The sequence below is a fragment of the Ihubacter sp. rT4E-8 genome (assembly GCF_049852125.1).
Classification (GTDB): Bacteria; Bacillota; Clostridia; order Peptostreptococcales; family Anaerovoracaceae; genus Senimuribacter.
In genome coordinates, this window is the sequence record NZ_CP187532.1 from 2,072,777 (window position 1) to 2,094,631 (window position 21,855).

Below are 21,855 nucleotides of genomic sequence, written 5' to 3' on the forward strand. Positions count from 1 at the left end.
TGCTTATGATATCATTTGCTAGAAGCTTGGCGGCGTGCTGACCCAAATAAGCTGCGCGCCCCGCTTTGATGAAATATAGTGCTTTTTCTCCGGTCTATAGTAGAAAGACTCCCCTGCTTTCGCTGTATGCGTCTGCTTTCCCACATGAATCGTGATGTCTCCGTCAAGCACATAGCCGAATTCCTCGCCCTCATGAGGATTATCAGGGTAAGTCTCTCCCCCTGCCTGCAGCGTCACACGAATGGGCTCCATCATATTCTTCTGTGCGTTAGGAATAATCCACTCTATTTTGTTTGCTAATTCAGCGTCTTCCTTCTCGAAATAATCCTCGATGCGAAATACCACCTGATCGTCGTTGTCTCCGGCAAAAAAATCTGCCACAGAAACGCCCAGACACTGAAGAATATCCGCAAGCGTAGCGATGGACGGTGACGTCAGATCTCTCTCCAACTGTGAAATAAAACCCTTTGACAACTCTGCCCGATCTGCCAGCTCCTCCTGCGTCAATCCTTTCGCAATACGCAGTTCCTTAATTTTCGAGCCAATTTCCATTGCTTTCACCTCTTAACTTCCGCTTCTAAAATCACAAAGATTCTAAACATCCGGTTTAGTATTCCTAAACTCGGGTTGCAAAAATAATTATACATCTTTTCTGTAGCCTGTCAATAGTAAAAGCAAAAATCTACAAAAAAAGAGACGATCATCTCGTCGTCTGCTTTCTTCCTATACCATTTACAGTTATTCTTCATTTAACCGGTCCTGAATATACGTCTGCACATCGTCTTTAGATATGTTCAACGCGGCGGCAAATTCTCCAAACAAAAGATCCTCAGCCCGTTTCATGAACTTCTTATCAATCTGTCCCAAATGACGATTTTGCTTCATCGCATCCATCTTCTTCAGATAGATGGATTTTGTCAGCTTCAAAAGGTCGAGGCATCTGTGTGTGTCAATCACCGACTGATAATACTTTGTCAGTTGCTGCATACTGCTATTCTTATAAATCTCCGTATGAATTTGCGGTATATTGTCGATCAAATCCCTCGCCTCGTCTTCCGAAATGACGGGACGCATAAAAACCTTTTCATTATCCACCGGCGCGTAAATAACGCCGCTTTGGTACAACGGTTCCAAAACATAATACAGCTTGTCCTCATCCGCTCCGGCAAACTCCGGCGTAGTAATATCCGACACCTTGCAAACACCAGTATTTCCGTACATAATGAGATCATCAATATCAAACATCTGTAAACTTACCCCTCCTTTCTACTTCTGTTCATACTTTTATTATAACACCTTTTGGCAATTTCATGTAAGACTTTTTTGTATACAATCCCAAAAAATTTACGCTATCCCTATCAGAATTGCGCTACTTCCGGATCGGCCTCCTCTGCAGGGGCTACCGCGCTGCAATACAGAACAGGTCCAACCTCCCCGTAGGTTTCATCTTCTTCCACTTTAACTCTGGCGGTAACGGTAATCCAACTGCCGTGTTCCAACGTTGACGCGCCATCCCATTTGCAAACTAAACCTGCAAACTGAATATCCTCTACACAGCAAGTCATAACGTGACGGCCAAAGACAAATTTGTCCTCTGGTAAACCGCCGCCCAACGCGCAGCGTCCTTTAACCGTCAAAATCTTGCCATCATACTTATCCTGCTCCTCATTGATATCTCGATACCATTCAGCATATGCGTTGTCTGCAATCTCAATAAGCGGCGCGTTTAAATCAAACGGTAGAGGATCCTGTATGTCGTCCATTTCAACCTCGTCCCTGGCATATTCGTAGAGAATCTGGCTTTTTCGGTTAATTGCGCGAACAATCTTATGGAACTCCATCTTATCAAAGCCTCTTTCACAGCGGTTAAACACAACCAACTCCGCGCTTTTCAATTTATCATATACCAGCTGGCGCATATTTTGATTATATGTCAAAAAGGTAGCCGCGTCAGCAAAGAACATTTCCTGATACGTAACCCATTCATCCGGCATATTTCGGTATATGGTGTCTAAGCTCCACATTCCGTTATACTCTATGATCACGCGCTCCACTTTGTGTTTCATCTGCAGTTCCCGCAATCGCTGCACTGTCAGATCCTCCTCATCGTCTACCATCTCAATGAACACGTTAACGCCAAAGAAGCGGCTTTTGTTATATTCTTCTTCTCCTTCCTCGCACAATAGCAACAAAGTTCTTTCTCCGGCATTGAAATCGTCTCCCTCCAATGCCTCCTGAATAAAAGTAGTTTTACCGCTTTCCAGAAAACCTGTAAACAGATATACTGGTATTTCCATAGCTTCCTCCCAATTACAGACCAAATAACTCTCTGATGTTTTCCTCATCGATTCCGGCGCCGATCACGCACAGCATACCTGTCACAGCGGCGCTTCCCGTTCTCACATCCGGTTCTCCCGGTACGTAATCAAAGTGTATCCACTGTCCATCCTCGCTCTCTACGATACCCTTCGCCCGCAGAACCTGACCATATTCTCCAATATTTGATAGAGCCGCCAACGCATCCCGGATCTGTTCCATAGTAAATTTATGCGTAGTTTCCATGCCCACGCTCTGGAACACCTCGTCAGCATGATGATGGTGATGGTGATGCTCATGATCATGATCGTGATGGTGATCATGGTCGTGATCATGACAGCCACAATCGCAATGTTCATCATGATCATGGTGATGATGCTCATGGTCATGATGGTCGTGATCATGGCGACCACAATCGCAATGTTCATCATGATCATGATGATGATGCTCATGGTCACAAACTTCTTCTCCCAAATGCTTCAACTGCGCGGCGAGCGTATTCTTCTGCTCCATGGTTTCAAGAATCTGCGCCCCTGTAATTTCCTCCCATGGCGTAGTTACAATAGACGCATCGTGATTATATTCTCTCATCAGGGCTACCGCCGCATCCAGCTTTGCCTGAGAAAGACCGGCAGTATGGCTCAATATGATGGAGCTGGCATGTTCTATTTGATTATTGAAAAACTCTCCAAAGTTTTTCATGTACATCTTGGCTTTCTTCGCGTCTACCACAGTAGTAAATCCGTTTAAACAGATTCTGTCATCATGAAGATTCTCTACGGCAAATATTACATCGCTCAGTTTCCCTACGCCAGAAGGCTCGATCAAAATTCTATCCGGAGCAAACTCATCCAAAACCTGCTTCAAAGCACGTCCAAAATCTCCTACCAGAGAACAACAAATACATCCTGAGTTCATCTCGTTGATCTGTACGCCTGCATCCTTCAGAAATCCTCCGTCAATACCAATCTCTCCAAACTCATTTTCGATCAGTACAATTTTCTCGCCTTTATAAGCTTCCTCAATGAGCTTTTTAATTAAAGTCGTCTTTCCCGCTCCTAAAAAACCAGAAAAAATATCCACCTTTGTCATCATTTATCATCTCTTTCCATTAAAAATTTCTATCGTTATGTTATAATATTATACCATGACGATTCCTCTGAATATAGAATCGCAAGTCATGATTCAATGAACGCTTCCTCGCGGCAACGCCGTTTCAATCGTTCGCGTTCATTATACCATAAGCGCTAACCTCTGTCTTCGCCTCCCGGCTCGCCACTCGCTAAGCGCTCTGGGTATCTGTTACACATCGGCTCTGTCTTCGCTTTCAGCTTGTCAGTCGCCGTGTGTAGACATTATACCACAATTTGGCGTCTTTCTCACGTATTTTGGCTAAAAAAGCAAAAAGGAATTTAGCGTTCACTAAATTCCCGTTCTCTTTAATAGTATGCGCTTACCTTTTGTCTGACGATATCCATGACCTGTTCCTGTCCGGCAACTGCCTCCCAATCCTGGGCCAGATTCACCTTGATCACACGATACAGCCAATCTGCATAGTATTCCATGGCTTTGTCAAGATCCATTCCCCGGCTCTGCAGCTGCTGTACATCGCTCTCAGCAAATTCAATCGTCACTTTACAACGCTGCCGCTCTTTTCCGTCAAGTCCGTCTGGAAAGTCCAAAACTGCCACATCCACACTGTTATGAAATGGTACGTCCGGTTTTAATTTAATTTTTTTCATTCTTATCATCTCCCTGTTATTTTAAATCGGCTTCTGCGCCGGATCATTGATCACATTCCCGTCCTTTTCAAATCGAGAGCCGTGACAAGGGCAGTCCCAGCTATGCTCCTGTTGATTCCACTTTAAGGCGCAGCCCATATGTGTACAACGAGGCGTCGTAGGCGTCAACAAATTCTTCGTAGCTTCCACCCCGTTAAGAAAGAGCTGACCCTTCAGGATGCTGCGATTCGGTCTGAATATCTTTGTCAGCTCTGTATCCATCTGATCTGTAAGAATCAAAGCTGCTGTCATAGAACCGGTCATCCCCCACTTATTGTAACCGCTGGCGACAAAAACGCCTGGAAGGTGGGCGGCGTATGGTCCTATATACGGCACATGATCCAGGCTCATGCAATCCTGGGTAGCCCAAGCCGCTTCAACACGGCTGGCAGGAAATAATTTACCCGCCTGTGCCTTCAAGGCTTCATAGCCATCGTTTTTCTTACCAGTCCGTCCTCCATACCCGCCAAGTATCAGGTAATCCTGCCAACTGCGAAAGGAAAGACTTCCTTGCGCCGTTCCAATATACATACCTGTCAGCGGCGGCAAGCCTGTTCCCCGCAAGGCCAGTACGTAAGATCTTTGCTGATATAATTTCAAAAAGTACAATCCCCAGGGATCAACGAACGGAAAATGTGTCGCGACTAAAATCCTCTTAGCCCGTACCAGACAGCGCTGCCCGCTGCTGTTATCAACCTGCGCAATCCAAACGTCTCCATCCCTCTGCAAATCCTTCACCGCACTATTTTCATGAATATGCAATTCACTGGCTACAGCTGATAAAAACTTCAGCGGATGAAAGCTGGCTTGATCAAAGGTTTTCACCATACCGCTGATCTGCAGCGGTATCTCTGCTCTCTCTGTGTAGACAGCCTTCCCGCCCAGCATACAGATCGCGTCCGCTTCTTCAACAAGCTGCTTCTTTTCTTTGTTGTTTACGCTGTAAACACAGTTCTCCTGTATTTTAAAGTCACAAGAGATGTCATCCTTTTCTATAATTCTTTGAAAAGCATCCAGCGCCTGCGTTCCGGCTGCCAAATATGCAGCGGCGCCTTCCCGGCCGATACTTCTCAACAGCTTGCTGTAGAGAAACCCATGCTGCCAGGTAATCTTCGCGGTAGTGTTCCCGGTCACGCCGCTGGCAATTCGATTCTTTTCCAGAATCAAATAATCTTCCCCCTTCTGCTGCAAAAAATAGCCGCACAGCAAGCCTGTCATTCCTCCTCCAACGACAAGAGTATCCGTGGCACAATCCTCTTTGATCTCTGGAAAGGCTGACAGTCGCACATTCTTTTCCCAAATTGACCCCATTGCGAAAACCCTCCTTCTGACAGTTATCATGCCCATCAGAACGGAAAATACCCCTTAAAGATCCTCTCTTTGCTCCTCCTGCGTGAGAAAATCGTTTTCTTCTTTTTTCAACTCCGGTATAAGATTGCCGGCAATCTTATTCTTTCCGCGGCTTTTAACATAGAAATAGCCAAATACAGAAAAGCATGCCGCTCCGATAAAGTTGACAAATAGGTCCTTCATCGTATCAATCAGTCCAATATCCAAATAGCCGTCTACGCCTAAATCCCTGCCGTTGACAATGACCCTTTCAATTCCATCGATCGTCACTCGTGCATTTCTTCCCTGAGGGTTCAGCAGCACCGAATGAATCTCATGAATTACAGTGTCCTTTTGCATATCCATCGAGAATACCTGGTCCATCGCAAATTCAAAGAATTCCCAAAGCACGCCGATCGTCATAGAGAAGCAGAACGCCGTCATAGCCAGATACACCGGAGAAAGCTGAAAGGTCTGCCGCTTACTTCGATTAAGCAAATCCACCAGAGAAAACCCCACAGCTGCCGCTAAAAAACCTGTAACAGTGTGCAGCATGGTATCCCATAAGGGCACTCTCACATAAAACGCTCTAATTTCACCTAATATTTCTGCGGCAAAAATAAAGACTAAGATGATAATTTCCAGAGTTTTTGGTAATTCTACTCGTAATTCCAACTGAACAAAGCTGGGCAAAAGCATCAACAGCAGCGTCAAAGCACAAAGCAGTACGTTTTCATAATTATGATTTAACGCCTGCAGCACCATGACCAGCACAACCAGAGCGCGTAAAACAGAAAATACGATAAAAGAGCTTCGGTGCTCCCGCATCTCCCGCTTCATGGCACGCCGCATGATTTGATACTGGTGATATAGTCTGGACACGATACGTTCTCCCCTTTCCTGCAAATAGAATTTCTCTTTTTCAAATACAATATACCAATTTTGCGCGAAACGGTCAATCCCGCTGAAACTATCCAAACAAAAAAGCTCGCCGGTCCTGCTGTCAGACCCTAAGCGAGCTTTTTTTCATTATGTAAAAATAGGTCTTACATATCTTCCAAACGACCGTGCTTCTCATATCTGGTCACACGGCTGATATGATTATCATCGTCCACAAAGACAACCCTCGGCGGATTCTTTTCAACCTCCTCTGGCGTCACTTGAGCATAACACATGATAATGATCTTATCGCCCTTCTGTACGCACCGAGCCGCCGCGCCGTTGAGACAGATCATTCCACTTCCCGGTTCTCCTGCAATTGTATATGTTTCAAACCGTTCACCATTGTTAATGTCCACAATCTGAACCTTCTCGTATTCCAGAATGCCCGAGGCTTCCAGCAAATCGCTGTCTACCGTAATACTGCCCACATAGTCCAGCTCCGCCTGCACTACCGTAGCCCGGTGAATTTTTCCCTTCAACATGTTCAAATACATAAATTAACTCCTTCCAAAACACGATAATAACGTTTACCCCTCATAGATAAAGTTATCGATCAGTCTGGTCTTTCCTACGTACACAGCCATAGCCACTAAAACTGGCGGTTTCATCTCCGAGATCGGAGAAACACTGACGGCATCCACTGCTTTAACATAATCAATCTTTGCCAGCGGTTCTGCCTCAATATGCTTTTTCATAGCCGCCACGATGGCGTCAGCGGATTTCTCACCGCTTTCCGCCATGTTTTCACCTAACTTCACAGCCTGACTCAATACCAGCGCCGCCTGACGTTCCTCCGCGGACAAATATGTATTGCGTGAGCTCTTTGCCAGTCCATCGGCCTCCCGAACAATCGGACAGCCTACAATTTCAATATCAAAGTTCAGATCCCGCACCATACGCCGGATTACCGCCAGCTGCTGCGCGTCCTTCTGCCCAAAATAAGCGCGGTCCGGCTTCACAATATTAAACAGCTTTGAAACCACTGTGCAGACACCTCGAAAATGAATCGGCCGGGACATACCGCAAAGGTCCTCAGACGGGCCAGTCATATTGACAAAAGTAGTCGCGTCAGACGCGTACATCTCCGATGGTTCCGGATTAAAAATCAATGTCGCTCCAGCGTTTTCACACAGCGCCGCGTCCCTGTCCAAATCTCTGGGATAGCTTTCCAAATCCTCACCCGGTCCAAACTGCGTCGGATTGACAAAGTCGCTGACTACCACTCTGTCATTGTTCTGTACCGCTCGTCTGATTAAGCTTTCATGTCCCTCGTGAAGAAATCCCATGGTGGGTACCAGACCCACGGAGAGACCCTCCTGTCTCCATTCTCGTACCTGCGCTCTCACTTCCTCAATGGTTTTAACTACTTTCATGAAACAAAACCTCCAAAAAAACCTGTTTCTCTCTTAGTATAATTTATTCAGCACGTCATCTGATATCTTAAACGTATGCTCCTCAGCCGGAAAAGCTCCTGCTTTGACTTCATCGATATATGCGCCGAAGCCTGCCCGCATCACAGCGCCAACGTCCGCAAAATGTTTGACAAATTTCGGTTTAAAATCAGAGAACAATGCCAACATATCCTGATAAACCAGTACCTGTCCGTCACATCCTGCGCCCGCTCCAATGCCGATCGTAGGAATTGAAATCGTATTGGAAATCAATGTCGCCAGCTTCGCGGGAACGCATTCCAAAACTACCGCGCAGGCGCCGGCAGCTTCCACTGCCTTCGCTTCTTCCAGAATCCTCTTTGCCGCTTCTTCGTCCTTACCCTGTACCTTAAATCCGCCAAAAGCATTCACCGACTGTGGCGTAAGGCCAATATGGGCAACAACCGGGATCTGCGCGTCAACAATCGCTTTGATCTGCGGACATACGGCAGCGCCGCCTTCCAGCTTTACCGCGTTGGCACGTCCTTCCTTCATCAGGCGGCCTGCGTTAACTACCGCGTCATACACAGAAGTCTGATAACTCATGAACGGCATATCCGCCACGATAAAGGCGTTCTTCGCGCCTCTGGAAACTGCCGCTGTATGATGAATCATATCCTCCATCGTTACAGAAAGCGTATCTTCATAACCCAGCATCGTCATTCCCAGGGAATCCCCGATAAGAATGCTGTTAATACCACATTCGTCCATCAGCTTAGCGGTAGAATAATCGTATGCGGTGAGCATTGTGATCTTATCTCCGTCTAATTTCTGCTTTTTCAAAGTAGCCACTGTGTTCTTCATCTCTCAAGCTCCTTTACTAGTTCCTCATAATTTCTTTCCGGATGTTTCCTCTCAGCCAGCTCAATAAGCTGTTTCGACAACGCAATATATACGCCGCGATACGGTTCGTCTAAAACCTCCAAATGCCTGCGCAGCGTACCCGCGTCGCCGCGTTCCACCGGTCCTGTTAAAGCCTTTTCTGGTCCGACTGCCGCGATTTTCAACGCGTTTCCCTCGATCAAAGGGGCCAGCGCCGCAGCTGCGTCTTCAGAGCTAAAGCCGCACGACATGAGAAGCCGCGCGCCCATATCCGCCAAAGCCGCCATCTGATTGCTAACCATAACGGCCGCCGCATGATACAGCGTCTTCTTGTCTGTTTCGATAGAAACCACCCTGTTCCCCATGGAGGCAAAGGCCTGCCGCATTTCCTCCAAGTGATCAGGACTGCCCTCTATTGCAAAATACGCCTTAGACAACTCTTTCCACGACTGGTATTTATCACTGACTGCGTAGAGTGGATGGACAGAATAGCTGTATGCGCCCATTTCTTCGGCATCAAAAAAAACGGCCGATGAAATCGAACCGCTGCAATGACATATATTCTTTCCTTTTACCTGCAGATTGCGCATGTCATCCCAAATCTCACTGATCGTACCGTCAGGTACTGTGACAAATAGGGTATCACTGTCGTTTATAATATCTGCTAAATTCTCATAGTATCCGCTGCCCGTAAAAGCAGCCGCTTCCTTTGCTGACGCCGCGCTTCTACTGTAATAGCCCGTAATTGCCGCGCCGCCTTCCGCCAGATACTTACCCAGAGAGAAGCCTACCTTTCCGGCTCCAATAAAACCTGCTCTCATATCTACCACCTCCAAACACAGAGGATGATACCTGAGCAATCCTTTCCTTTGGTGCCGCTCCGTATGATACAGCCCAAAAGCCAGAGTAAAAGTGTATATAAATATATGGTACAGCTTCATTTCGAATGCCATCCACAGTTAATATACCACGGTTAACGCGATTTGTACAGAGTAATTTTTTACACTTGGAATATCAATAATTCTGCCAACGAATTGCCTTTCTGGCAAGCCACGTAGTCAAAGAGGATAAAAGCGTTACAACCAGTCCAACTACAATAATTCCGGCGACAACCTTCGTATAATTCCCGTAAGTGTTATAATTTACAATATAATAGCCCATACCCACCGTAGATCCCATCATTTCCGCAAAGGTCAGCATCATGACGGCCGTAGTCAGCGTCACCTTCAGGCCCTTTATAATGCCCGGCCAGGTGTAGGGCAACAGAATCTGAAAGATCATGGCGCTGCCGGAAAGCTCAAGGGTTCTGGCAGAATCAATGATATTCTTATCTATGGATTCCACAGATAGAATTGTTTTTAGAAAGCAGGGCCAGAAAATTCCCAGCAGAATCACCACTACTGACGCGCTGCGAAAAGTGGGCATAATGGCAATCACATAGGGCGCGAACACAATAGAAGGAATCGGCGCTAATACATTAGCGATAGGGTAAAACACTTCTTTTAAGCCGCGGTACCATCCGCAGATCAGGCCCAGCAGAGTTCCCAGAACTAACCCGCAGATTACGCCGACTGCTAACAATTCCAGTGATGACAGCACGCCCTCCGCCATCTCTAAACAGTCAGAACGGAAAACATGAAAAACATTTTCCGGCGCCGGCGCCAGCACTGGATGACACAGATCTAATTTCGTCACCAGAATATCCCACACCAAAAGAAGCCCCCACAAAATGGATACAACTCCGGAGGCGGATCCTCTTTTTTCCCGATACCGTACTATACGACAAAGATAAATGCCTTCCATTAAAGCCATGGCGGCCAACATTGCCTGCGGTCCAGCAGTGTCCTTCTTCCCTGGTAATAACACGCAGATTATCAAAAGACTCAACAGCAGATGACTGACGGCGATAGACAGCTGTTTTTTGTTCATTGATACCACCCCGCCAATTCTTCCTTCAGCGCCAGGCAAGCCGCCTCTCCTCGCTCCTGACTACAGCAACAATTAATGGCCTCGTCAATTCGTTTCTCTTTTTCAATCGCTCCGTCTTTCAAAAATACAATTCTGCTTGCCATAATCATCGCTTCCTCTAAATCATGCGTTACAAAGATAACAGTCTTTCCGCTCTCTTTCCATAGCTCCTGCAAAAGCATCTGCAGTTCTCTGCGAATCTTCGTATCAAGAGCGCCAAACGGTTCGTCAAGCAGCAGATACGGCGCATCCATAGCAAGCGCTCTCGCGATAGCGGTACGCTGGCGCATACCGCCGGATAATTGATATGGATAGCTTTCCGCCGCCTGTGCCAGTCCTGCCTTAGCCAAAAAATACGATGCTCGCTCCTTGGCCTGTTCTCTGTTGAATCTTTTGGTCTTCATCACGGCAAATACTACATTTTCCTTCACGGTTAGCCACGGAAACAGAGAATACTGCTGAAACACAATAGTTCTGTCTACAGATGGCCCTGTAACAGCCTTTTCATCTACCGTAATATGTCCGCCGGAAGGAAAATCAAGCCCTGCCGTTAAACGCAGCAGGGTTGATTTTCCGCATCCGGAGTGACCTATAATACAGAGAAATTCTCCGTCCTCAACGGTTAGATCTAAATGCTCCAGCACATATTTATCGCTTTGGGGATAGGCGAAGGTTACGCCGTCAAACTTTATCATCGATTATTTCCCTCAAATTCCTTCAGTAGCTTCTCATAGATTTCTTTATCTTTTCCTTCTTCTATCAGGGCCTTTAACGCGTCCTCGTAAATAGAGGTATCGATATAGTCGTTAATATCATATTCTGTTCCGGCGTCAATATCGCCGTTACCCTTCATTACCTCGTAGAAGTCGGATACCTTCTTCTTATTCGGATCTAAAGATACGATCATAGCGTTATCGTAAGTATCTGTTCCGTAAAGGATCGCCTCGACATACGCTTCATCCTGACCGCAATACGCAGCCAAAGTCGCTAATGTTGTTTCCTTATCATTGAGATATGTAGCATATGCGCGAAGCGCCGCCATTTCAAATCTCACCAGCGCGTCTCTCTTTTCGTTGACAGCCGTTCTGGATGCGGTCTGTCTGCAGCAAGGGAAATCACTCTCAAAATCTCCAACCTGAAACGCCACATACGCGCCGCCCTGTTCCGCTACATAACCGAAACCGCTGTTAACCATACCGATATCGGTTTCGCCCTTTTTCACAGCCTCAACAATAGACTGCTGTGAATCCATATAGATAAACTCCGCGTTGACACCTGCCTCGCGCAATAATCCTTTCAGCACCATGTGTCCGGTCTCCATACGGAAACAAGCTATTTTCTTTCCTTCAAACTGAGACAGTTCAGTATACTTCTCATCCTTTGCCGTAACGCCTTCACTTCCCTCGGAAATCGTGCCGCCAAAAATCACTACGTCTGTCCCCTGGGAAATAAAGCTGCAGCTTGGAATTACGCCGTAAGGCAAAATATCCAGCTTATCCATGCTGACCGCGGTCAATCCATCAGGCAGTGAGTTGACTTTCTCAAACTGCACATCCAGATTTTCATCCTCAAAATATCCGAGCTCCTTCGCCATAATAATGCAGGCCGTTTTGATATCTTTACCTATCATACCCACCTTCAGAGTCACCGGCTCTGTCTGCTCCGTATTGGCGTCTTTCTGATCATCGCTGCTGCATCCGCTGAAGATTCCCCCCAGCGAAAAGATCATTGCTGCACAAAGGGTTATTATCAGTAATCTCTTTTTCATTCCTTCATTCCTCCATGATTTCGTTTCTAATTTTTAGTCACAATGTATTGGATTTCATCTATTACATGAGATCGTACCATTGTAGTTTTTCAAAATCAATAGGACAAAGTCAACTACTTGAAATACTCCAAAAAAACAAAAAAAATTTACCACGGTAAAATCCGCTCAAATCCTTTCCACCTTTGCTGTCTGCTTCAGCAGCAGCCGTTCCTCCTCCGTCAGCTTCATCGTCACCATCAGCCTCTCTAATGTTTCTGTATCCAATACAAAATCAGGCTCCGTACACAGCCTGGTAAAGTCCTCTTTTCCAATACCGCTCTGACTAAATGTAATTTGACCGGAAGCAATCTTTTCATCATAAATTTTGAAAAATGCCTGTTTAAAATTCATATTTTCCACCTACCTTCCAAATATCTGCCGGATTTTCTGCAGATCGATTTTCTTCTTGTTTCCTTTCAGGCTCAGCACCAAATTATCTGTTGTAAAAACCTCCGCCGCTATCTCAGAAAGCCGCTCTGGCGTTACCGTTAAGAAAGCCTCCCTGCTTTCTTCTATGCTTTTCTCGCCGCCGTTCATGATATGACTTTCGTAGGCGCGCTGCCAATTAAAGTTTTCATTATCGTCATAAATCATATAGGCGTTATCCGTATATTCAGGAAGAACCAGAGCGAGCCTGTCGGCCATATTATCACACAGCGCCGCCAAACCGCTTAAGACCACCTGTATCGAGCTGTACAAATCCTTCGGCGATACTTCATAGGAAAAATACATCCGGCCAATATTGCTGTATTTTTCCAGTGTACTGGTATAACTGTAGATCATACCTCTCTTTTCCGAAAGCTCCTGATGCATCATGGAATTTTCCCCCGAAAACAGAACGTCATACAGCAGCGCAAGCTCTGCTCCGCTGTACCGTTCTGTCACCAAATCATAAGAAAACTGAATCATAGTATAGGCGCTTTGTTTTACATCGATCAAAAGGTTTCTCCTGCCGAAGCCCTCCGGCGTCAGCGCGCAATTGTCCCGACGGACGCCCTTTGATAGAGTTCCTATGGTCTCCACCCGCCGCGCAAACCCAGTTAGTTCCGGCATACCGACGCAGCCGGTCACATAGAAAAACAGATTGCCCGGGCAAAAAATGCTACTGTGATATGCGGCAAGCTTCTTTCTTGTGAAAGCGCTGACATTGCCTTTCGTACCTAAAATGGTATTTTTCAGCGGGGTATTCTTCCAACAAAGCGCGCCTGCGAAATAATCCAGACTTTTAAAATCCTCGGCCTCTCGAATCTCGGCTTTGACGCGCTGTTGTTCTGTTCGTACCTCCTCTGACGGTAAAGTCAACGGATCAAAGGCTCTCAGTAAAATTTCTGCGGCTTCGTCAAAATGCTGCGGCGCGCCAACGACGTACAACTGTATGAATTCTTTATACGTAGCTCCGTTAAAGTAGAGCCCCAGCTGGTCTAATCGCCGGTACAAATCGCCGTTCATTCTGTAATTGATATTGCGGAACAGAACATGCTCGAGAAAATGGGTAATCCCATTTTCAGAATCCGACTCGTACAACGCGCCCGCTCTAACATACAACGACAGGCAGAAACTATGGGTATGCCTGTTAGGGTAACTGTAAATTTCTATTTGATTTTCCGTTAATATTTTCTTCTCCATATCCCTCGCCTTCAAACGCGTTCTATAAAAGCGTTTCGTCAAAAATAATAGTAAACGGACCATCGTTTAACAAGGACACCTTCATCTCCGCGCCAAACTGTCCGGTCTCAACTACTGGTACTACTTTGCGACATTCCTCTACAATGTAATCATACAAGGCTTCGGCTTGATCCGGCGCTCCCGCGTCTACAAAGCTGGGCCGATTGCCCTTCCTGCAATTGGCATATAACGTAAACTGGGAAATCAACAGCAGCTGGCCGTCTACATCCTTTAGCGACAGATTTGTCTTTCCGTTTTCATCCTCAAAGATTCTGAGGCCCAAAAGCTTTTTAATATATTTATCCGCAATTTCCTTTGTATCGCCTTTTCCTACGCCGATCAGCACCAGAAAACCATTGTCAATCCGGCCTTTTACGGTGCCTTCAATTTCCACTGATGCTTCTGTAACTCTCTGTATAACAAATTTCATTTGATTCCTCCAATTTGATTTCTGATCTTCAAGTATTCTACCACAATAAGCCCTTTACGCCAAGAGAAAGAAATACAATCTGTCAACCAGTCACAAAATGGCGATTATCTACATAGTATAGAATATCTTACTGTGAAAGGGGTTTTATTTTGAATAGCAGAAGAGAGCCTTATATCGGCATGCCGATCGTCCTCGGCGAGTACAACCCAATGTGCTGCAATCCTGCTGACAGGCCACAGAGACCGGTTCCGCCGCCTAACCCGCCGCAAACACCGCCGCCTATGCCTGAACCACCGCAGGAGCCGCCGCAAACACCGCCGCCTAATCCGCCGCAGGGACCAGACATTGAACCTAACCCGCAGCCGCCGCAAATGCCGCCGCAGCAGCCTATGGTTCTTGCTATGGCATATGTTCCATGGCAAAAATGGCAGCAGCCTTATGATTACGAGAAAGGCCTTGAAACAGGAACGATCTTCCCAGATCTGAATTTACCTTTCTTAGGATATCAGGGAGGTATGAAACGATGACCAGAGCAGAAGCCATGAGAGCCGTACAGATGTACGACTTCGCTATGAAAGACACAGAGCTGTTCCTCGACACGCATCCCAACAATGAAGCAGCGCTTGCCTTCTACAACGATACCAGAGAAAAGGCGCTTGCCGCGATAGAAGAATATGAGGAACAGTTCGGTCCTCTCACCGCGTCAGACACCGATGTAAATCAAGGATGGACCTGGGTAGAAACACCTTGGCCATGGGAAATGGAGGATTAATATGTGGACCTATGAAAAGAAACTACAATACCCTGTAAAAATCAAAAATCCAAATCCGGCTATGGCCAAATTCATCATCACGCAATACGGCGGCCCTGATGGTGAACTCGCCGCATCCTTACGTTATCTTTCTCAGAGATATTCTATGCCATACCGGCAGGTTGCCGGCGTGCTTACGGATATCGGCAGTGAAGAATTGGCCCACTTTGAGATGATTGCAGCGATCGTCCATCAGTTGACCAGAAACATGACCATCGATCAGATCAAAGAGGCCGGATTCGAACCGTATTTCGTAGATCATACAGCAGGTATTTATCCGCAGGCCGCCGCAGGTTTCCCATTTACAGCCGCCTGCCTGCAGTCAAAGGGCGACGCCATTACAGATCTCTGTGAAGATATGGCTGCCGAACAGAAAGCCAGAACAACCTACGACAATATTTTGCGTATGGTTGATGATCCTGACGTAATTGATCCGATCAGGTTTCTCCGTCAGAGAGAAATCGTCCACTTCCAGAGATTCGGTGAAGCGCTGAGAATCGTCCAGGATAATCTGGATTCTAAGAACTTCTATGCCTTCAATCCGGAATTTGATATGAAATAAGCGATTTTATTTCCTGTTAAAAATCAACAGACATCGGCTGCCGGACTTCATTCCGTTTGCCGATGTCTGTTATTCCTATAGCTTTATTCTTCCTTCCCTTTGTTGACGTCCAACAGCTTCAAGATTTCCTTGCACGCCAACATCTGTCCATAGCTGGAAACTGCCAGCTGTAAAGCCTGCTGCGCCATCTGCTCCTCAGTAGCATCCACATCAATATCCGCGGCGATCCTGCCAAATTCACTGTCCAAAATATTCTTATAGTTAGAATAAAAGTCTTCTATCTCTCTGTGATCCATCTGATTCTGCAGCAGGATACCGGTCTCTCCCACACTGAGCACCTGCTTCAGCAAGCAAATCGCCGTCAGATAACCGATATGCTCTCGATTATATCTCTTGCCCTTTGCTCTCGGCAGCAAACCGCTTTTAATGTAATTATTGATCATAGCGGAAGTCAGGGTTTCCTCACCGTTCGGTTCTAAGCCGATATGCTGACGTCCCATATAGCTGATAACCTGGTCCATATACAAATCAATATCAGGAATCTGTTCCCACGCCTCAGGTCTGCGTGATGTAAGCCTGTCCCTTAACGCCGCAAGCCTCTCCTGTAAAACCATCTCTGTCCGGGAACAGTCCTCTTTTCTATTTTTTTCACGTTTATCCATAAATTCACCTCATAAGTGAGATTATAGACCTTTTTCTCTTTTTTTGCAACAACACATTGACATTTTCATCACCATAAAATATAATATTGAATATCATATTTTATGGTGATGAAAATCAAACAGGTCGGAATTTATTTCCGGCCTGCCTGATCAGTGTCCAGATCCTCCAGCGACTTGAATTGGTACCCTTCTTCTTTCCATTTGGTTATCAATTCCCGGAGGATCTGGGCATTTGTTTTTGAAGTAGAATGCAACAGTATAATCGCGCCGTCATGGGTTCTCGGTATAAGCTTTGACAACGCTTCTTCTCTGGACGGCTGCTGATCTACATACCAATCCACATAAGCTAAGCTCCAGAAGGCTGTCTTATAACCTAATTTCTGTGCCATCTCCAGATTGGCAAAGCTGAACTTACCCTGTGGCGGACGGTAAAACTTCTTCATCCTTTTTCCTACAGCCTTCTTATACAGGGTTTCAACCTGCTGCAGCTGATCCTTAAAAGACGCTTCCTCCACGATGGCAGACATATCCGGATGGTCCATGGTATGATTTCCGACAATATGACCCTCCTTCACCATCCTCTTAATCAAATCCGGATTCTGCTCAATATACGTACCTACTACGAAAAAGGCGGCCGGTACCTTTTCCTTTTTCAAAACATCCAGAATTTCCGGGGTATAACCATTTTCATATCCGGCGTCAAAGGTTAAATATAATGTCTTATTTCCTTCTTTTCCACAGTAATAAGCGTCATACTTAGACAATTCCTCAGGAGAAGCGTTTCCAACCGGACGCTGCCCCTCCTTTTGAAAGGAAAGACCCCAGTTGGTCACTTCTGATCCAGAATTCGTACCGGCAGCCGCTGTTTCATTTACCCCCTGCTGGCCGGTTTCACCTATCTCTGCTTTCCCCATATTTCCCGGCTCCATCACGCGGTAACCGGCCGCGAGACCTACCGCAAGCGCTGCGGCTAATACGCCTGTACCCGCTCTTTTCAATTTTTTCTTATTCAAACTAATAAACATGGTAGAGTATATGCATCTCCACCATGTTCTATTACAATCTCACGGTAAACCTTGTTCCAAATTCAGGCCTCGATAAAATCTCTATCTCTCCATTGTGCGCGTCTACAATCCATTTTGCAATGGAAAGTCCCAGTCCTGTACCGCCCTCACTGCTGTTTCGAGCCGCATCTGATCTGTAGAAACGTTCAAAAACATGCGCCACTTCTGATTCAGCCATGCCGATTCCCTCGTCCTGCACAATATAGGCGGGTCTCCCTGAGGAAACCGATGCGGCCAGACGAATCGTATCCCCCCGACAGGAATACTTTGATGCGTTCTGCACTAAAATCCGCAAGGACTGTTTCACCATAGCTACATCGCCGTACGCCATCACCGGTTCCTTTCCATCAAAAATGTAACTATGGGTATCATCGATCATCATGGATTCTTCCCAAACTTCGCGCACCATTTCCGTCAAGTCAAAGTCTGTAAACGTTAGCGTATTACGTCCACTGTCGCCTCGCGCCAGAAAAAGAAGCTGCTCGATCAGATTTTTCATGTGATCGGATTCATTCTTAATTGCCTCGATAGCCTCGCCCAGAATCTGAGGATCCTCTTTACCCCAACGGTCCAGCATATTAACATAGCCCTGTATCACCGAGATCGGTGTGCGCAGCTCGTGAGATGCATCAGAAACAAATCTCTCCTGCTGCCTATGGCTTTCTCGCATCCTTTCAAGCATATTGTTTATGGCGATCTCCAGGCTCTGCAGATCCTTATCCCCTGTAATTATACGGGCATCCGGCCGGTCCGGATCCAGACTGCGTATAGCTTGCTCCATATTCTCAAATTTTCCATAATCAAAGGGCTGACTGGCCAGCTGCTCCGCTTGAATCGCCATCTCACCGATAGGACGCATCAATCTGCGAACTTTTCCCGCTCCGAAAAGTCCCTCAATCATAGCAGCGCTTTCTGCAACCAGCACAACGATAGTCGGAACGCGAATCAACTCCACCAGATCCTTCAGATAATAAATAAGCTGCTTTCCCTGCTCTGTTTCAATAATGTAACAAAAGCTGTCAAAAGAGCTTCCGGAAAAAAAACGGTCCGCGATTTCATCACCGCTCTGTACTGCTCCCTCACACCAAGTGAAAAAGACCGTCACTATCACGCCTAGCAGAACAACATCCAGCATGAAAAAATTCCCTAGCTGACGCAGACAAAACTCCATATTGATTCTGCGGGCAATCGAAGTCATCCTATTGGTTTCCCTGTTCTTTCCCATCCTTTATTCCTCTTTGACAGCGTAGCCTACGCCTCGGACAGTGGTGATAAAACGAATGCCAAACCGATCGTCGATTTTAGCGCGAATATAGCGGACATAGACGTCTATAATATTGCTTTCTCCCATATAATCATATCCACATACCGCGCTGAGCAGCTGCTCTCTGTTCATAACGATATTTTTATTCTCCATCAAGGTCCGTACAAGCTCATATTCACGATGATTGAGTTCAACGATCTGTCCGTCAAAGCTTACCTCATGGCGATCTATATCCATCGTCACACCTTTCACAGTAAGCTTTTTCGTTTCTCTCATTTCATTACCGCGTTTACGCAAAATAACACGGATGCGGGCGAGTAATTCTTCTATAGCGAACGGTTTTGTAATGTAATCGTCAGCTCCGGCATCCAAACCAGAGACCTTATCCATCACCGCATCCCTGGCAGTCAGCATGATTACCGGTACATCACTTTCCCTGCGAAGCCTGCGAAGAACCTCCAGTCCACTAAGCTCCGGCAGCATGATATCCAGCAAAATCAAATCTGGCGCGTCAGATATCGCTTTGTCCAGGCCGGTTCTTCCATTGTATGCCTTTTCCACTTGATAGCCTTCATGAAGCAGCTCTAATTCAATAAATCTGGCAATCTTTTCTTCATCCTCAACAAGTAAAATTTTCATCCTTACTCCTTCGTAAATTCCTGCTTCACGTTCTCAGCTGCTTCCGCCGCCTTATCACAAGCCATATTTACATCTACAGTTCTGGTAATTTCCCCCTTAAAAGAATAACGAAAATCAAAGAACAGCCCGACTATCAAAAGCGGTACGATAACCCAGAACGCAAAGAGTAGCAATACTACCAACAGCAATACCGGTACCGTAATAATTTCCTCACAGCCCTTACGCACCGTAAAGAAATTCTCACAGCCTTTTTTGATCATTTGTCCGCACCATTTCATAAACTTCTTCATGATGCTGCCAAACTTCTCCTGCTGTTCATCATAGACCTTGGCTGCCTCCTGAAATTTCTGACTGCTGTCCTCAGGACGGGTTGAATAATATTGCCGCTCCGGCCCCTTAACCTTTCCCTGATTTTCCAAAATCACAATTGCGTCCAAAATATCCCCGTTTGCTTCTTCCAAAGCAGCTTTCGCCTCCTCATAAGAAACACCCGTCTTTTCTCTTATCTTTTCAACCTTTTCTAACATTTCCATTTTCTATACATCCTTTCTTTCTACCTTTTCCCTTCTGTAATATGCATAATACTACTTGAAGATTAAAGAAAAAGGCAAGAAAGATTAAAACGAGATTAAAAGCAGCTAACGCGAAAGATCTCTGAGTATTTCTCCGGCTATCAAAAGCCCTGCGACCGGAGGCACATAGCTGAGACTGCCAGGCGTTCGCGCTCCAGTCTTTACCGGTTCCTCCGTAGAATACAATACCTTCACATTCCTGATATTCCGGTCGCGCAACGCCTTTCTGACCACTTTTGCCAACGGACATACGCTGGTTTTACTGATATCGGTAATTTCGAATCGGGACGGATCCAGTTTATTTCCTGTTCCCATAGAAGAAATTACTGGCGTTCCCGCCTCCTTGCAACGGCAAATGATATCAATCTTTGCCGCGACAGTATCAATGGCGTCCGCTACATAATCATATGAGGTGAAATTAAACTGCTCCGCCGCAGATTCGCCAGGCAGATAAAAACAGTTGTAAATATCCACATGACAGTCAGGATTTACTGATAAAATTCTTTCCCTCATAACCTCTGTCTTTCGCCTGCCTACCGTATCGTAAGTCGCGATAATCTGACGGTTAATATTGCTCTCAGAAATAACATCATCGTCAACGATATCAATATGCCCTACGCCCGCTCTTGCGAGAGCCTCACATATATAGCCGCCAACGCCGCCAACGCCAAAGATAAGCACCCTAGCCGATGCCAGCCGCGCCAGCCCTTCTCCGCCAATCAAAAGCTCGGTTCTTTCATTTCTGCTCATTTTCTCAATTCTCCAATCACAGAATAGATCGTATCGCCGCTGTAACCCTTTGACGCTAACCGGCGAGCTACCCTTGCCAAAACCTTTTCCGGAATACGGCTTCCCTCCGGAACGTCGGCCATTCGAAGCACCCTAGCCGCCTCCTCTCTGGCACGCGCTCTTTCGTCAGGTTCGCCCTCCTCCTCACAGTAATCGTCAAAGGCTCTTTCTATCAAAGAGAGTTCCACTCCCTTTTCTCGCAATTCCGCAAAAATCCGTCTCTTTCCCTTGCCTCTGCCAAAAGCGAAACGAAAATATTCATGACAATACCTTTCATCATTAAGATATCCATAATCCAAAAATTTCTCTATTACACCGCTGATTGCTTCCCGATCAAAGCCTTTTCTGTCCAGATGACATTCCATCTCCCGCACTGTACGGCTTCTCGCGGCCAAATGACGCAGCGCTGCATCTTCAATTTTTAGCGCGCTCATGCCAATATCCTCCACTGGACATCCGCATCTTCCAGTGTACACGCCGCACACTTCATATCGTCCGCAATGTACAGCTCTGTGAAATAATATTCCTGTTCTAACCAAGAAACCTTTTGACGCAAATCCATTTCCTCAGTAACCATAGAAGGCGTCTCCGAAAAGATGCCCTGTCCAGTGCACTTGCAGAAGGCCTCTTTGCGCACCCATATTTCATAGAAACCATCGATTCCCCATAGTGCAACATATCTCTGCTCATCCGGATGAAACTGGCGTTTTGCTATATCCTCATATTTGGTCTCCTTCATGATCTGCAGGTCAATGCCACAGGGTTTGTCCCCAAACATGCAGAGCCATAGTAATCCACTGTGGCTGAGAGAAAAAGCTAAAGGAATGTGGGAAAAGTACGGCTTTCCCTTCTCCTCTCTTTCAATCTCCGCCTGATAAAAATCCTCCTGCAGCTCAAGCTCCTGCCCATATCTTGCAGCTGCCGCCCGAATCAAAGGCCAGCCGGCTTCCCCCTTCTCAAAAGGACCGTCATATACATAAACTGCGTACATTTTTTCTCACC

28 protein-coding genes are annotated in these 21,855 nt (G+C 46.2%); 3 read left to right on the forward strand and 25 right to left on the reverse strand.

The annotated features are described in order from the left end of the window. Nucleotides 1-18: 18 nt before the first annotated feature. From ACPW7J_RS10390 to dtd, 17 genes are all read right to left on the reverse strand, one after another. Nucleotides 19-552, reverse strand: coding sequence for a helix-turn-helix domain-containing protein (locus tag ACPW7J_RS10390; protein WP_425755204.1), 534 nt, complete (start codon nt 550-552; stop codon nt 19-21). Nucleotides 553-738: 186 nt separating this feature from the next. Then, entirely contained in the window at nt 739-1,245 is a 507-nt protein-coding gene (locus ACPW7J_RS10395) for a CarD family transcriptional regulator (RefSeq protein ID WP_161874997.1), read from the reverse strand. Between the two features lie 113 nt (nt 1,246-1,358). Further along, nucleotides 1,359-2,297 carry a GTP-binding protein gene (locus tag ACPW7J_RS10400; protein WP_425755205.1) on the reverse strand — a complete coding sequence of 313 codons (939 nt, stop codon included), beginning with the start codon at nt 2,295-2,297 and terminating at the stop codon, nt 1,359-1,361. 13 nt (nt 2,298-2,310) lie between these two features. Beyond that, nucleotides 2,311-3,411 carry a CobW family GTP-binding protein gene (locus ACPW7J_RS10405; RefSeq protein WP_424959642.1) on the reverse strand — a complete coding sequence of 367 codons (1,101 nt, stop codon included), beginning with the start codon at nt 3,409-3,411 and terminating at the stop codon, nt 2,311-2,313. 344 nt (nt 3,412-3,755) lie between these two features. After that, nucleotides 3,756-4,058, reverse strand: a complete 303-nt coding sequence (locus ACPW7J_RS10410; RefSeq protein ID WP_161874999.1) for a hypothetical protein — start codon at nt 4,056-4,058, stop codon at nt 3,756-3,758. Between the two features lie 21 nt (nt 4,059-4,079). Further along, the gene (locus tag ACPW7J_RS10415) at nt 4,080-5,408 is read right to left on the reverse strand and encodes an FAD-dependent oxidoreductase (RefSeq protein ID WP_424959641.1); all 1,329 of its coding nucleotides are present in this window, start codon (nt 5,406-5,408) and stop codon (nt 4,080-4,082) included. 54 nt (nt 5,409-5,462) lie between these two features. Next, complete coding sequence (locus ACPW7J_RS10420) at nt 5,463-6,404, reverse strand: hypothetical protein (RefSeq protein ID WP_425755206.1); 942 nt, start codon at nt 6,402-6,404, stop codon at nt 5,463-5,465. A 68-nt stretch (nt 6,405-6,472) separates the two neighbouring features. After that, nucleotides 6,473-6,862: an aspartate 1-decarboxylase gene (panD, locus tag ACPW7J_RS10425; protein WP_424959639.1), complete on the reverse strand. Its 390-nt coding sequence runs from the start codon at nt 6,860-6,862 to the stop codon at nt 6,473-6,475. 33 nt (nt 6,863-6,895) lie between these two features. Then, entirely contained in the window at nt 6,896-7,741 is an 846-nt protein-coding gene (panC, locus tag ACPW7J_RS10430; protein WP_424959638.1) for a pantoate--beta-alanine ligase, read from the reverse strand. 33 nt (nt 7,742-7,774) lie between these two features. Beyond that, nucleotides 7,775-8,602: a 3-methyl-2-oxobutanoate hydroxymethyltransferase gene (gene panB, locus ACPW7J_RS10435; RefSeq protein ID WP_161875003.1), complete on the reverse strand. Its 828-nt coding sequence runs from the start codon at nt 8,600-8,602 to the stop codon at nt 7,775-7,777. Beyond that, nucleotides 8,599-9,573: a Rossmann-like and DUF2520 domain-containing protein gene (locus tag ACPW7J_RS10440; protein WP_425755207.1), complete on the reverse strand. Its 975-nt coding sequence runs from the start codon at nt 9,571-9,573 to the stop codon at nt 8,599-8,601. The genes panB and ACPW7J_RS10440 overlap by 4 nt, the downstream gene beginning before the upstream one ends. A gap of 61 nt (nt 9,574-9,634) precedes the next feature. After that, nucleotides 9,635-10,549 carry an ABC transporter permease gene (locus ACPW7J_RS10445; RefSeq protein WP_424959636.1) on the reverse strand — a complete coding sequence of 305 codons (915 nt, stop codon included), beginning with the start codon at nt 10,547-10,549 and terminating at the stop codon, nt 9,635-9,637. Continuing rightward, the gene (locus ACPW7J_RS10450; protein WP_424959635.1) at nt 10,546-11,283 is read right to left on the reverse strand and encodes an ABC transporter ATP-binding protein; all 738 of its coding nucleotides are present in this window, start codon (nt 11,281-11,283) and stop codon (nt 10,546-10,548) included. The genes ACPW7J_RS10445 and ACPW7J_RS10450 overlap by 4 nt, the downstream gene beginning before the upstream one ends. Beyond that, nucleotides 11,280-12,356, reverse strand: a complete 1,077-nt coding sequence (locus ACPW7J_RS10455) for an ABC transporter substrate-binding protein (RefSeq protein WP_161875007.1) — start codon at nt 12,354-12,356, stop codon at nt 11,280-11,282. Before ACPW7J_RS10455 ends, ACPW7J_RS10450 begins: the two co-directional genes overlap by 4 nt. A gap of 165 nt (nt 12,357-12,521) precedes the next feature. Then, nucleotides 12,522-12,746 (reverse strand): hypothetical protein, encoded by a 225-nt coding sequence (locus ACPW7J_RS10460; protein ID WP_424959634.1) that lies wholly within the window; start codon nt 12,744-12,746, stop codon nt 12,522-12,524. Nucleotides 12,747-12,755: 9 nt separating this feature from the next. Continuing rightward, a complete protein-coding gene (locus ACPW7J_RS10465; RefSeq protein ID WP_424959633.1) occupies nt 12,756-14,021 on the reverse strand; it encodes a M16 family metallopeptidase in 1,266 nt (421 codons plus the stop codon). Between the two features lie 22 nt (nt 14,022-14,043). Further along, the gene (gene dtd / locus ACPW7J_RS10470; protein WP_424959632.1) at nt 14,044-14,490 is read right to left on the reverse strand and encodes a D-aminoacyl-tRNA deacylase; all 447 of its coding nucleotides are present in this window, start codon (nt 14,488-14,490) and stop codon (nt 14,044-14,046) included. A 149-nt stretch (nt 14,491-14,639) separates the two neighbouring features. On the opposite strand from dtd, the gene ACPW7J_RS10475 reads away from it, so the two are divergent. From ACPW7J_RS10475 to ACPW7J_RS10485, 3 genes are read left to right on the forward strand one after another with little or no spacing between them, the layout of a single operon-like run. Beyond that, complete coding sequence (locus tag ACPW7J_RS10475) at nt 14,640-15,017, forward strand: spore coat associated protein CotJA (protein WP_424959631.1); 378 nt, start codon at nt 14,640-14,642, stop codon at nt 15,015-15,017. Next, nucleotides 15,014-15,262, forward strand: coding sequence for a spore coat protein CotJB (locus ACPW7J_RS10480; protein ID WP_161875011.1), 249 nt, complete (start codon nt 15,014-15,016; stop codon nt 15,260-15,262). Before ACPW7J_RS10475 ends, ACPW7J_RS10480 begins: the two co-directional genes overlap by 4 nt. A gap of 1 nt (nt 15,263) precedes the next feature. Then, complete coding sequence (locus tag ACPW7J_RS10485; protein ID WP_161875012.1) at nt 15,264-15,863, forward strand: manganese catalase family protein; 600 nt, start codon at nt 15,264-15,266, stop codon at nt 15,861-15,863. Between the two features lie 83 nt (nt 15,864-15,946). Here the strand turns inward: ACPW7J_RS10485 and ACPW7J_RS10490 are convergent, their stop codons facing one another. The 8 genes from ACPW7J_RS10490 to ACPW7J_RS10525 form a co-directional block, all read right to left on the reverse strand. Beyond that, the gene (locus ACPW7J_RS10490; RefSeq protein WP_424959630.1) at nt 15,947-16,525 is read right to left on the reverse strand and encodes a DUF1836 domain-containing protein; all 579 of its coding nucleotides are present in this window, start codon (nt 16,523-16,525) and stop codon (nt 15,947-15,949) included. Between the two features lie 131 nt (nt 16,526-16,656). Continuing rightward, nucleotides 16,657-17,538: a delta-lactam-biosynthetic de-N-acetylase gene (gene pdaA / locus ACPW7J_RS10495; protein ID WP_425755208.1), complete on the reverse strand. Its 882-nt coding sequence runs from the start codon at nt 17,536-17,538 to the stop codon at nt 16,657-16,659. Between the two features lie 43 nt (nt 17,539-17,581). Further along, complete coding sequence (locus ACPW7J_RS10500) at nt 17,582-18,814, reverse strand: sensor histidine kinase (protein ID WP_424959628.1); 1,233 nt, start codon at nt 18,812-18,814, stop codon at nt 17,582-17,584. 3 nt (nt 18,815-18,817) lie between these two features. Next, nucleotides 18,818-19,492 carry a response regulator transcription factor gene (locus ACPW7J_RS10505; RefSeq protein ID WP_161875014.1) on the reverse strand — a complete coding sequence of 225 codons (675 nt, stop codon included), beginning with the start codon at nt 19,490-19,492 and terminating at the stop codon, nt 18,818-18,820. Nucleotides 19,493-19,494: 2 nt separating this feature from the next. Next, nucleotides 19,495-20,025: a DUF4342 domain-containing protein gene (locus tag ACPW7J_RS10510; protein ID WP_161875015.1), complete on the reverse strand. Its 531-nt coding sequence runs from the start codon at nt 20,023-20,025 to the stop codon at nt 19,495-19,497. Between the two features lie 105 nt (nt 20,026-20,130). Next, on the reverse strand, nt 20,131-20,814 hold the full coding sequence (locus ACPW7J_RS10515) for a tRNA threonylcarbamoyladenosine dehydratase (protein WP_424959627.1): 684 nt from the start codon (nt 20,812-20,814) through the stop codon (nt 20,131-20,133). Then, nucleotides 20,811-21,287: a regulatory protein RecX gene (locus ACPW7J_RS10520; RefSeq protein ID WP_424959626.1), complete on the reverse strand. Its 477-nt coding sequence runs from the start codon at nt 21,285-21,287 to the stop codon at nt 20,811-20,813. Before ACPW7J_RS10520 ends, ACPW7J_RS10515 begins: the two co-directional genes overlap by 4 nt. Further along, nucleotides 21,284-21,844 carry a 4'-phosphopantetheinyl transferase superfamily protein gene (locus ACPW7J_RS10525; protein ID WP_161875018.1) on the reverse strand — a complete coding sequence of 187 codons (561 nt, stop codon included), beginning with the start codon at nt 21,842-21,844 and terminating at the stop codon, nt 21,284-21,286. The genes ACPW7J_RS10520 and ACPW7J_RS10525 overlap by 4 nt, the downstream gene beginning before the upstream one ends. Between the last annotated feature and the right edge of the window lie 11 nt (nt 21,845-21,855).

Excerpts from the sequence above, each read along its gene's own strand:
- ACPW7J_RS10445 (WP_424959636.1), bottom strand. The coding sequence starts at position 10,549 with ATGAACAAAAAACAGCTGTCTATCGCCGTCAGTCATCTGCTGTTGAGT.
- panB (WP_161875003.1), bottom strand. The coding sequence starts at position 8,602 with ATGAAGAACACAGTGGCTACTTTGAAAAAGCAGAAATTAGACGGAGAT.
- ACPW7J_RS10405 (WP_424959642.1), bottom strand. The coding sequence starts at position 3,411 with ATGATGACAAAGGTGGATATTTTTTCTGGTTTTTTAGGAGCGGGAAAG.
- ACPW7J_RS10390 (WP_425755204.1), bottom strand. The coding sequence starts at position 552 with ATGGAAATTGGCTCGAAAATTAAGGAACTGCGTATTGCGAAAGGATTG.
- ACPW7J_RS10510 (WP_161875015.1), bottom strand. The coding sequence starts at position 20,025 with ATGGAAATGTTAGAAAAGGTTGAAAAGATAAGAGAAAAGACGGGTGTT.
- ACPW7J_RS10480 (WP_161875011.1), top strand. The coding sequence starts at position 15,014 with ATGACCAGAGCAGAAGCCATGAGAGCCGTACAGATGTACGACTTCGCT.
- ACPW7J_RS10525 (WP_161875018.1), bottom strand. The coding sequence starts at position 21,844 with ATGTACGCAGTTTATGTATATGACGGTCCTTTTGAGAAGGGGGAAGCC.
- ACPW7J_RS10460 (WP_424959634.1), bottom strand. The coding sequence starts at position 12,746 with ATGAATTTTAAACAGGCATTTTTCAAAATTTATGATGAAAAGATTGCT.
- ACPW7J_RS10400 (WP_425755205.1), bottom strand. The coding sequence starts at position 2,297 with ATGGAAATACCAGTATATCTGTTTACAGGTTTTCTGGAAAGCGGTAAA.
- ACPW7J_RS10395 (WP_161874997.1), bottom strand. The coding sequence starts at position 1,245 with ATGTTTGATATTGATGATCTCATTATGTACGGAAATACTGGTGTTTGC.
- ACPW7J_RS10505 (WP_161875014.1), bottom strand. The coding sequence starts at position 19,492 with ATGAAAATTTTACTTGTTGAGGATGAAGAAAAGATTGCCAGATTTATT.
- ACPW7J_RS10455 (WP_161875007.1), bottom strand. The coding sequence starts at position 12,356 with ATGAAAAAGAGATTACTGATAATAACCCTTTGTGCAGCAATGATCTTT.
- panC (WP_424959638.1), bottom strand. The coding sequence starts at position 7,741 with ATGAAAGTAGTTAAAACCATTGAGGAAGTGAGAGCGCAGGTACGAGAA.
- ACPW7J_RS10490 (WP_424959630.1), bottom strand. The coding sequence starts at position 16,525 with ATGGATAAACGTGAAAAAAATAGAAAAGAGGACTGTTCCCGGACAGAG.
- dtd (WP_424959632.1), bottom strand. The coding sequence starts at position 14,490 with ATGAAATTTGTTATACAGAGAGTTACAGAAGCATCAGTGGAAATTGAA.
- ACPW7J_RS10520 (WP_424959626.1), bottom strand. The coding sequence starts at position 21,287 with ATGAGCGCGCTAAAAATTGAAGATGCAGCGCTGCGTCATTTGGCCGCG.
- ACPW7J_RS10415 (WP_424959641.1), bottom strand. The coding sequence starts at position 5,408 with ATGGGGTCAATTTGGGAAAAGAATGTGCGACTGTCAGCCTTTCCAGAG.
- ACPW7J_RS10410 (WP_161874999.1), bottom strand. The coding sequence starts at position 4,058 with ATGAAAAAAATTAAATTAAAACCGGACGTACCATTTCATAACAGTGTG.
- ACPW7J_RS10440 (WP_425755207.1), bottom strand. The coding sequence starts at position 9,573 with ATGGCATTCGAAATGAAGCTGTACCATATATTTATATACACTTTTACT.
- ACPW7J_RS10500 (WP_424959628.1), bottom strand. The coding sequence starts at position 18,814 with ATGGGAAAGAACAGGGAAACCAATAGGATGACTTCGATTGCCCGCAGA.
- panD (WP_424959639.1), bottom strand. The coding sequence starts at position 6,862 with ATGTATTTGAACATGTTGAAGGGAAAAATTCACCGGGCTACGGTAGTG.
- ACPW7J_RS10450 (WP_424959635.1), bottom strand. The coding sequence starts at position 11,283 with ATGATAAAGTTTGACGGCGTAACCTTCGCCTATCCCCAAAGCGATAAA.
- ACPW7J_RS10485 (WP_161875012.1), top strand. The coding sequence starts at position 15,264 with ATGTGGACCTATGAAAAGAAACTACAATACCCTGTAAAAATCAAAAAT.
- ACPW7J_RS10465 (WP_424959633.1), bottom strand. The coding sequence starts at position 14,021 with ATGGAGAAGAAAATATTAACGGAAAATCAAATAGAAATTTACAGTTAC.
- ACPW7J_RS10515 (WP_424959627.1), bottom strand. The coding sequence starts at position 20,814 with ATGAGCAGAAATGAAAGAACCGAGCTTTTGATTGGCGGAGAAGGGCTG.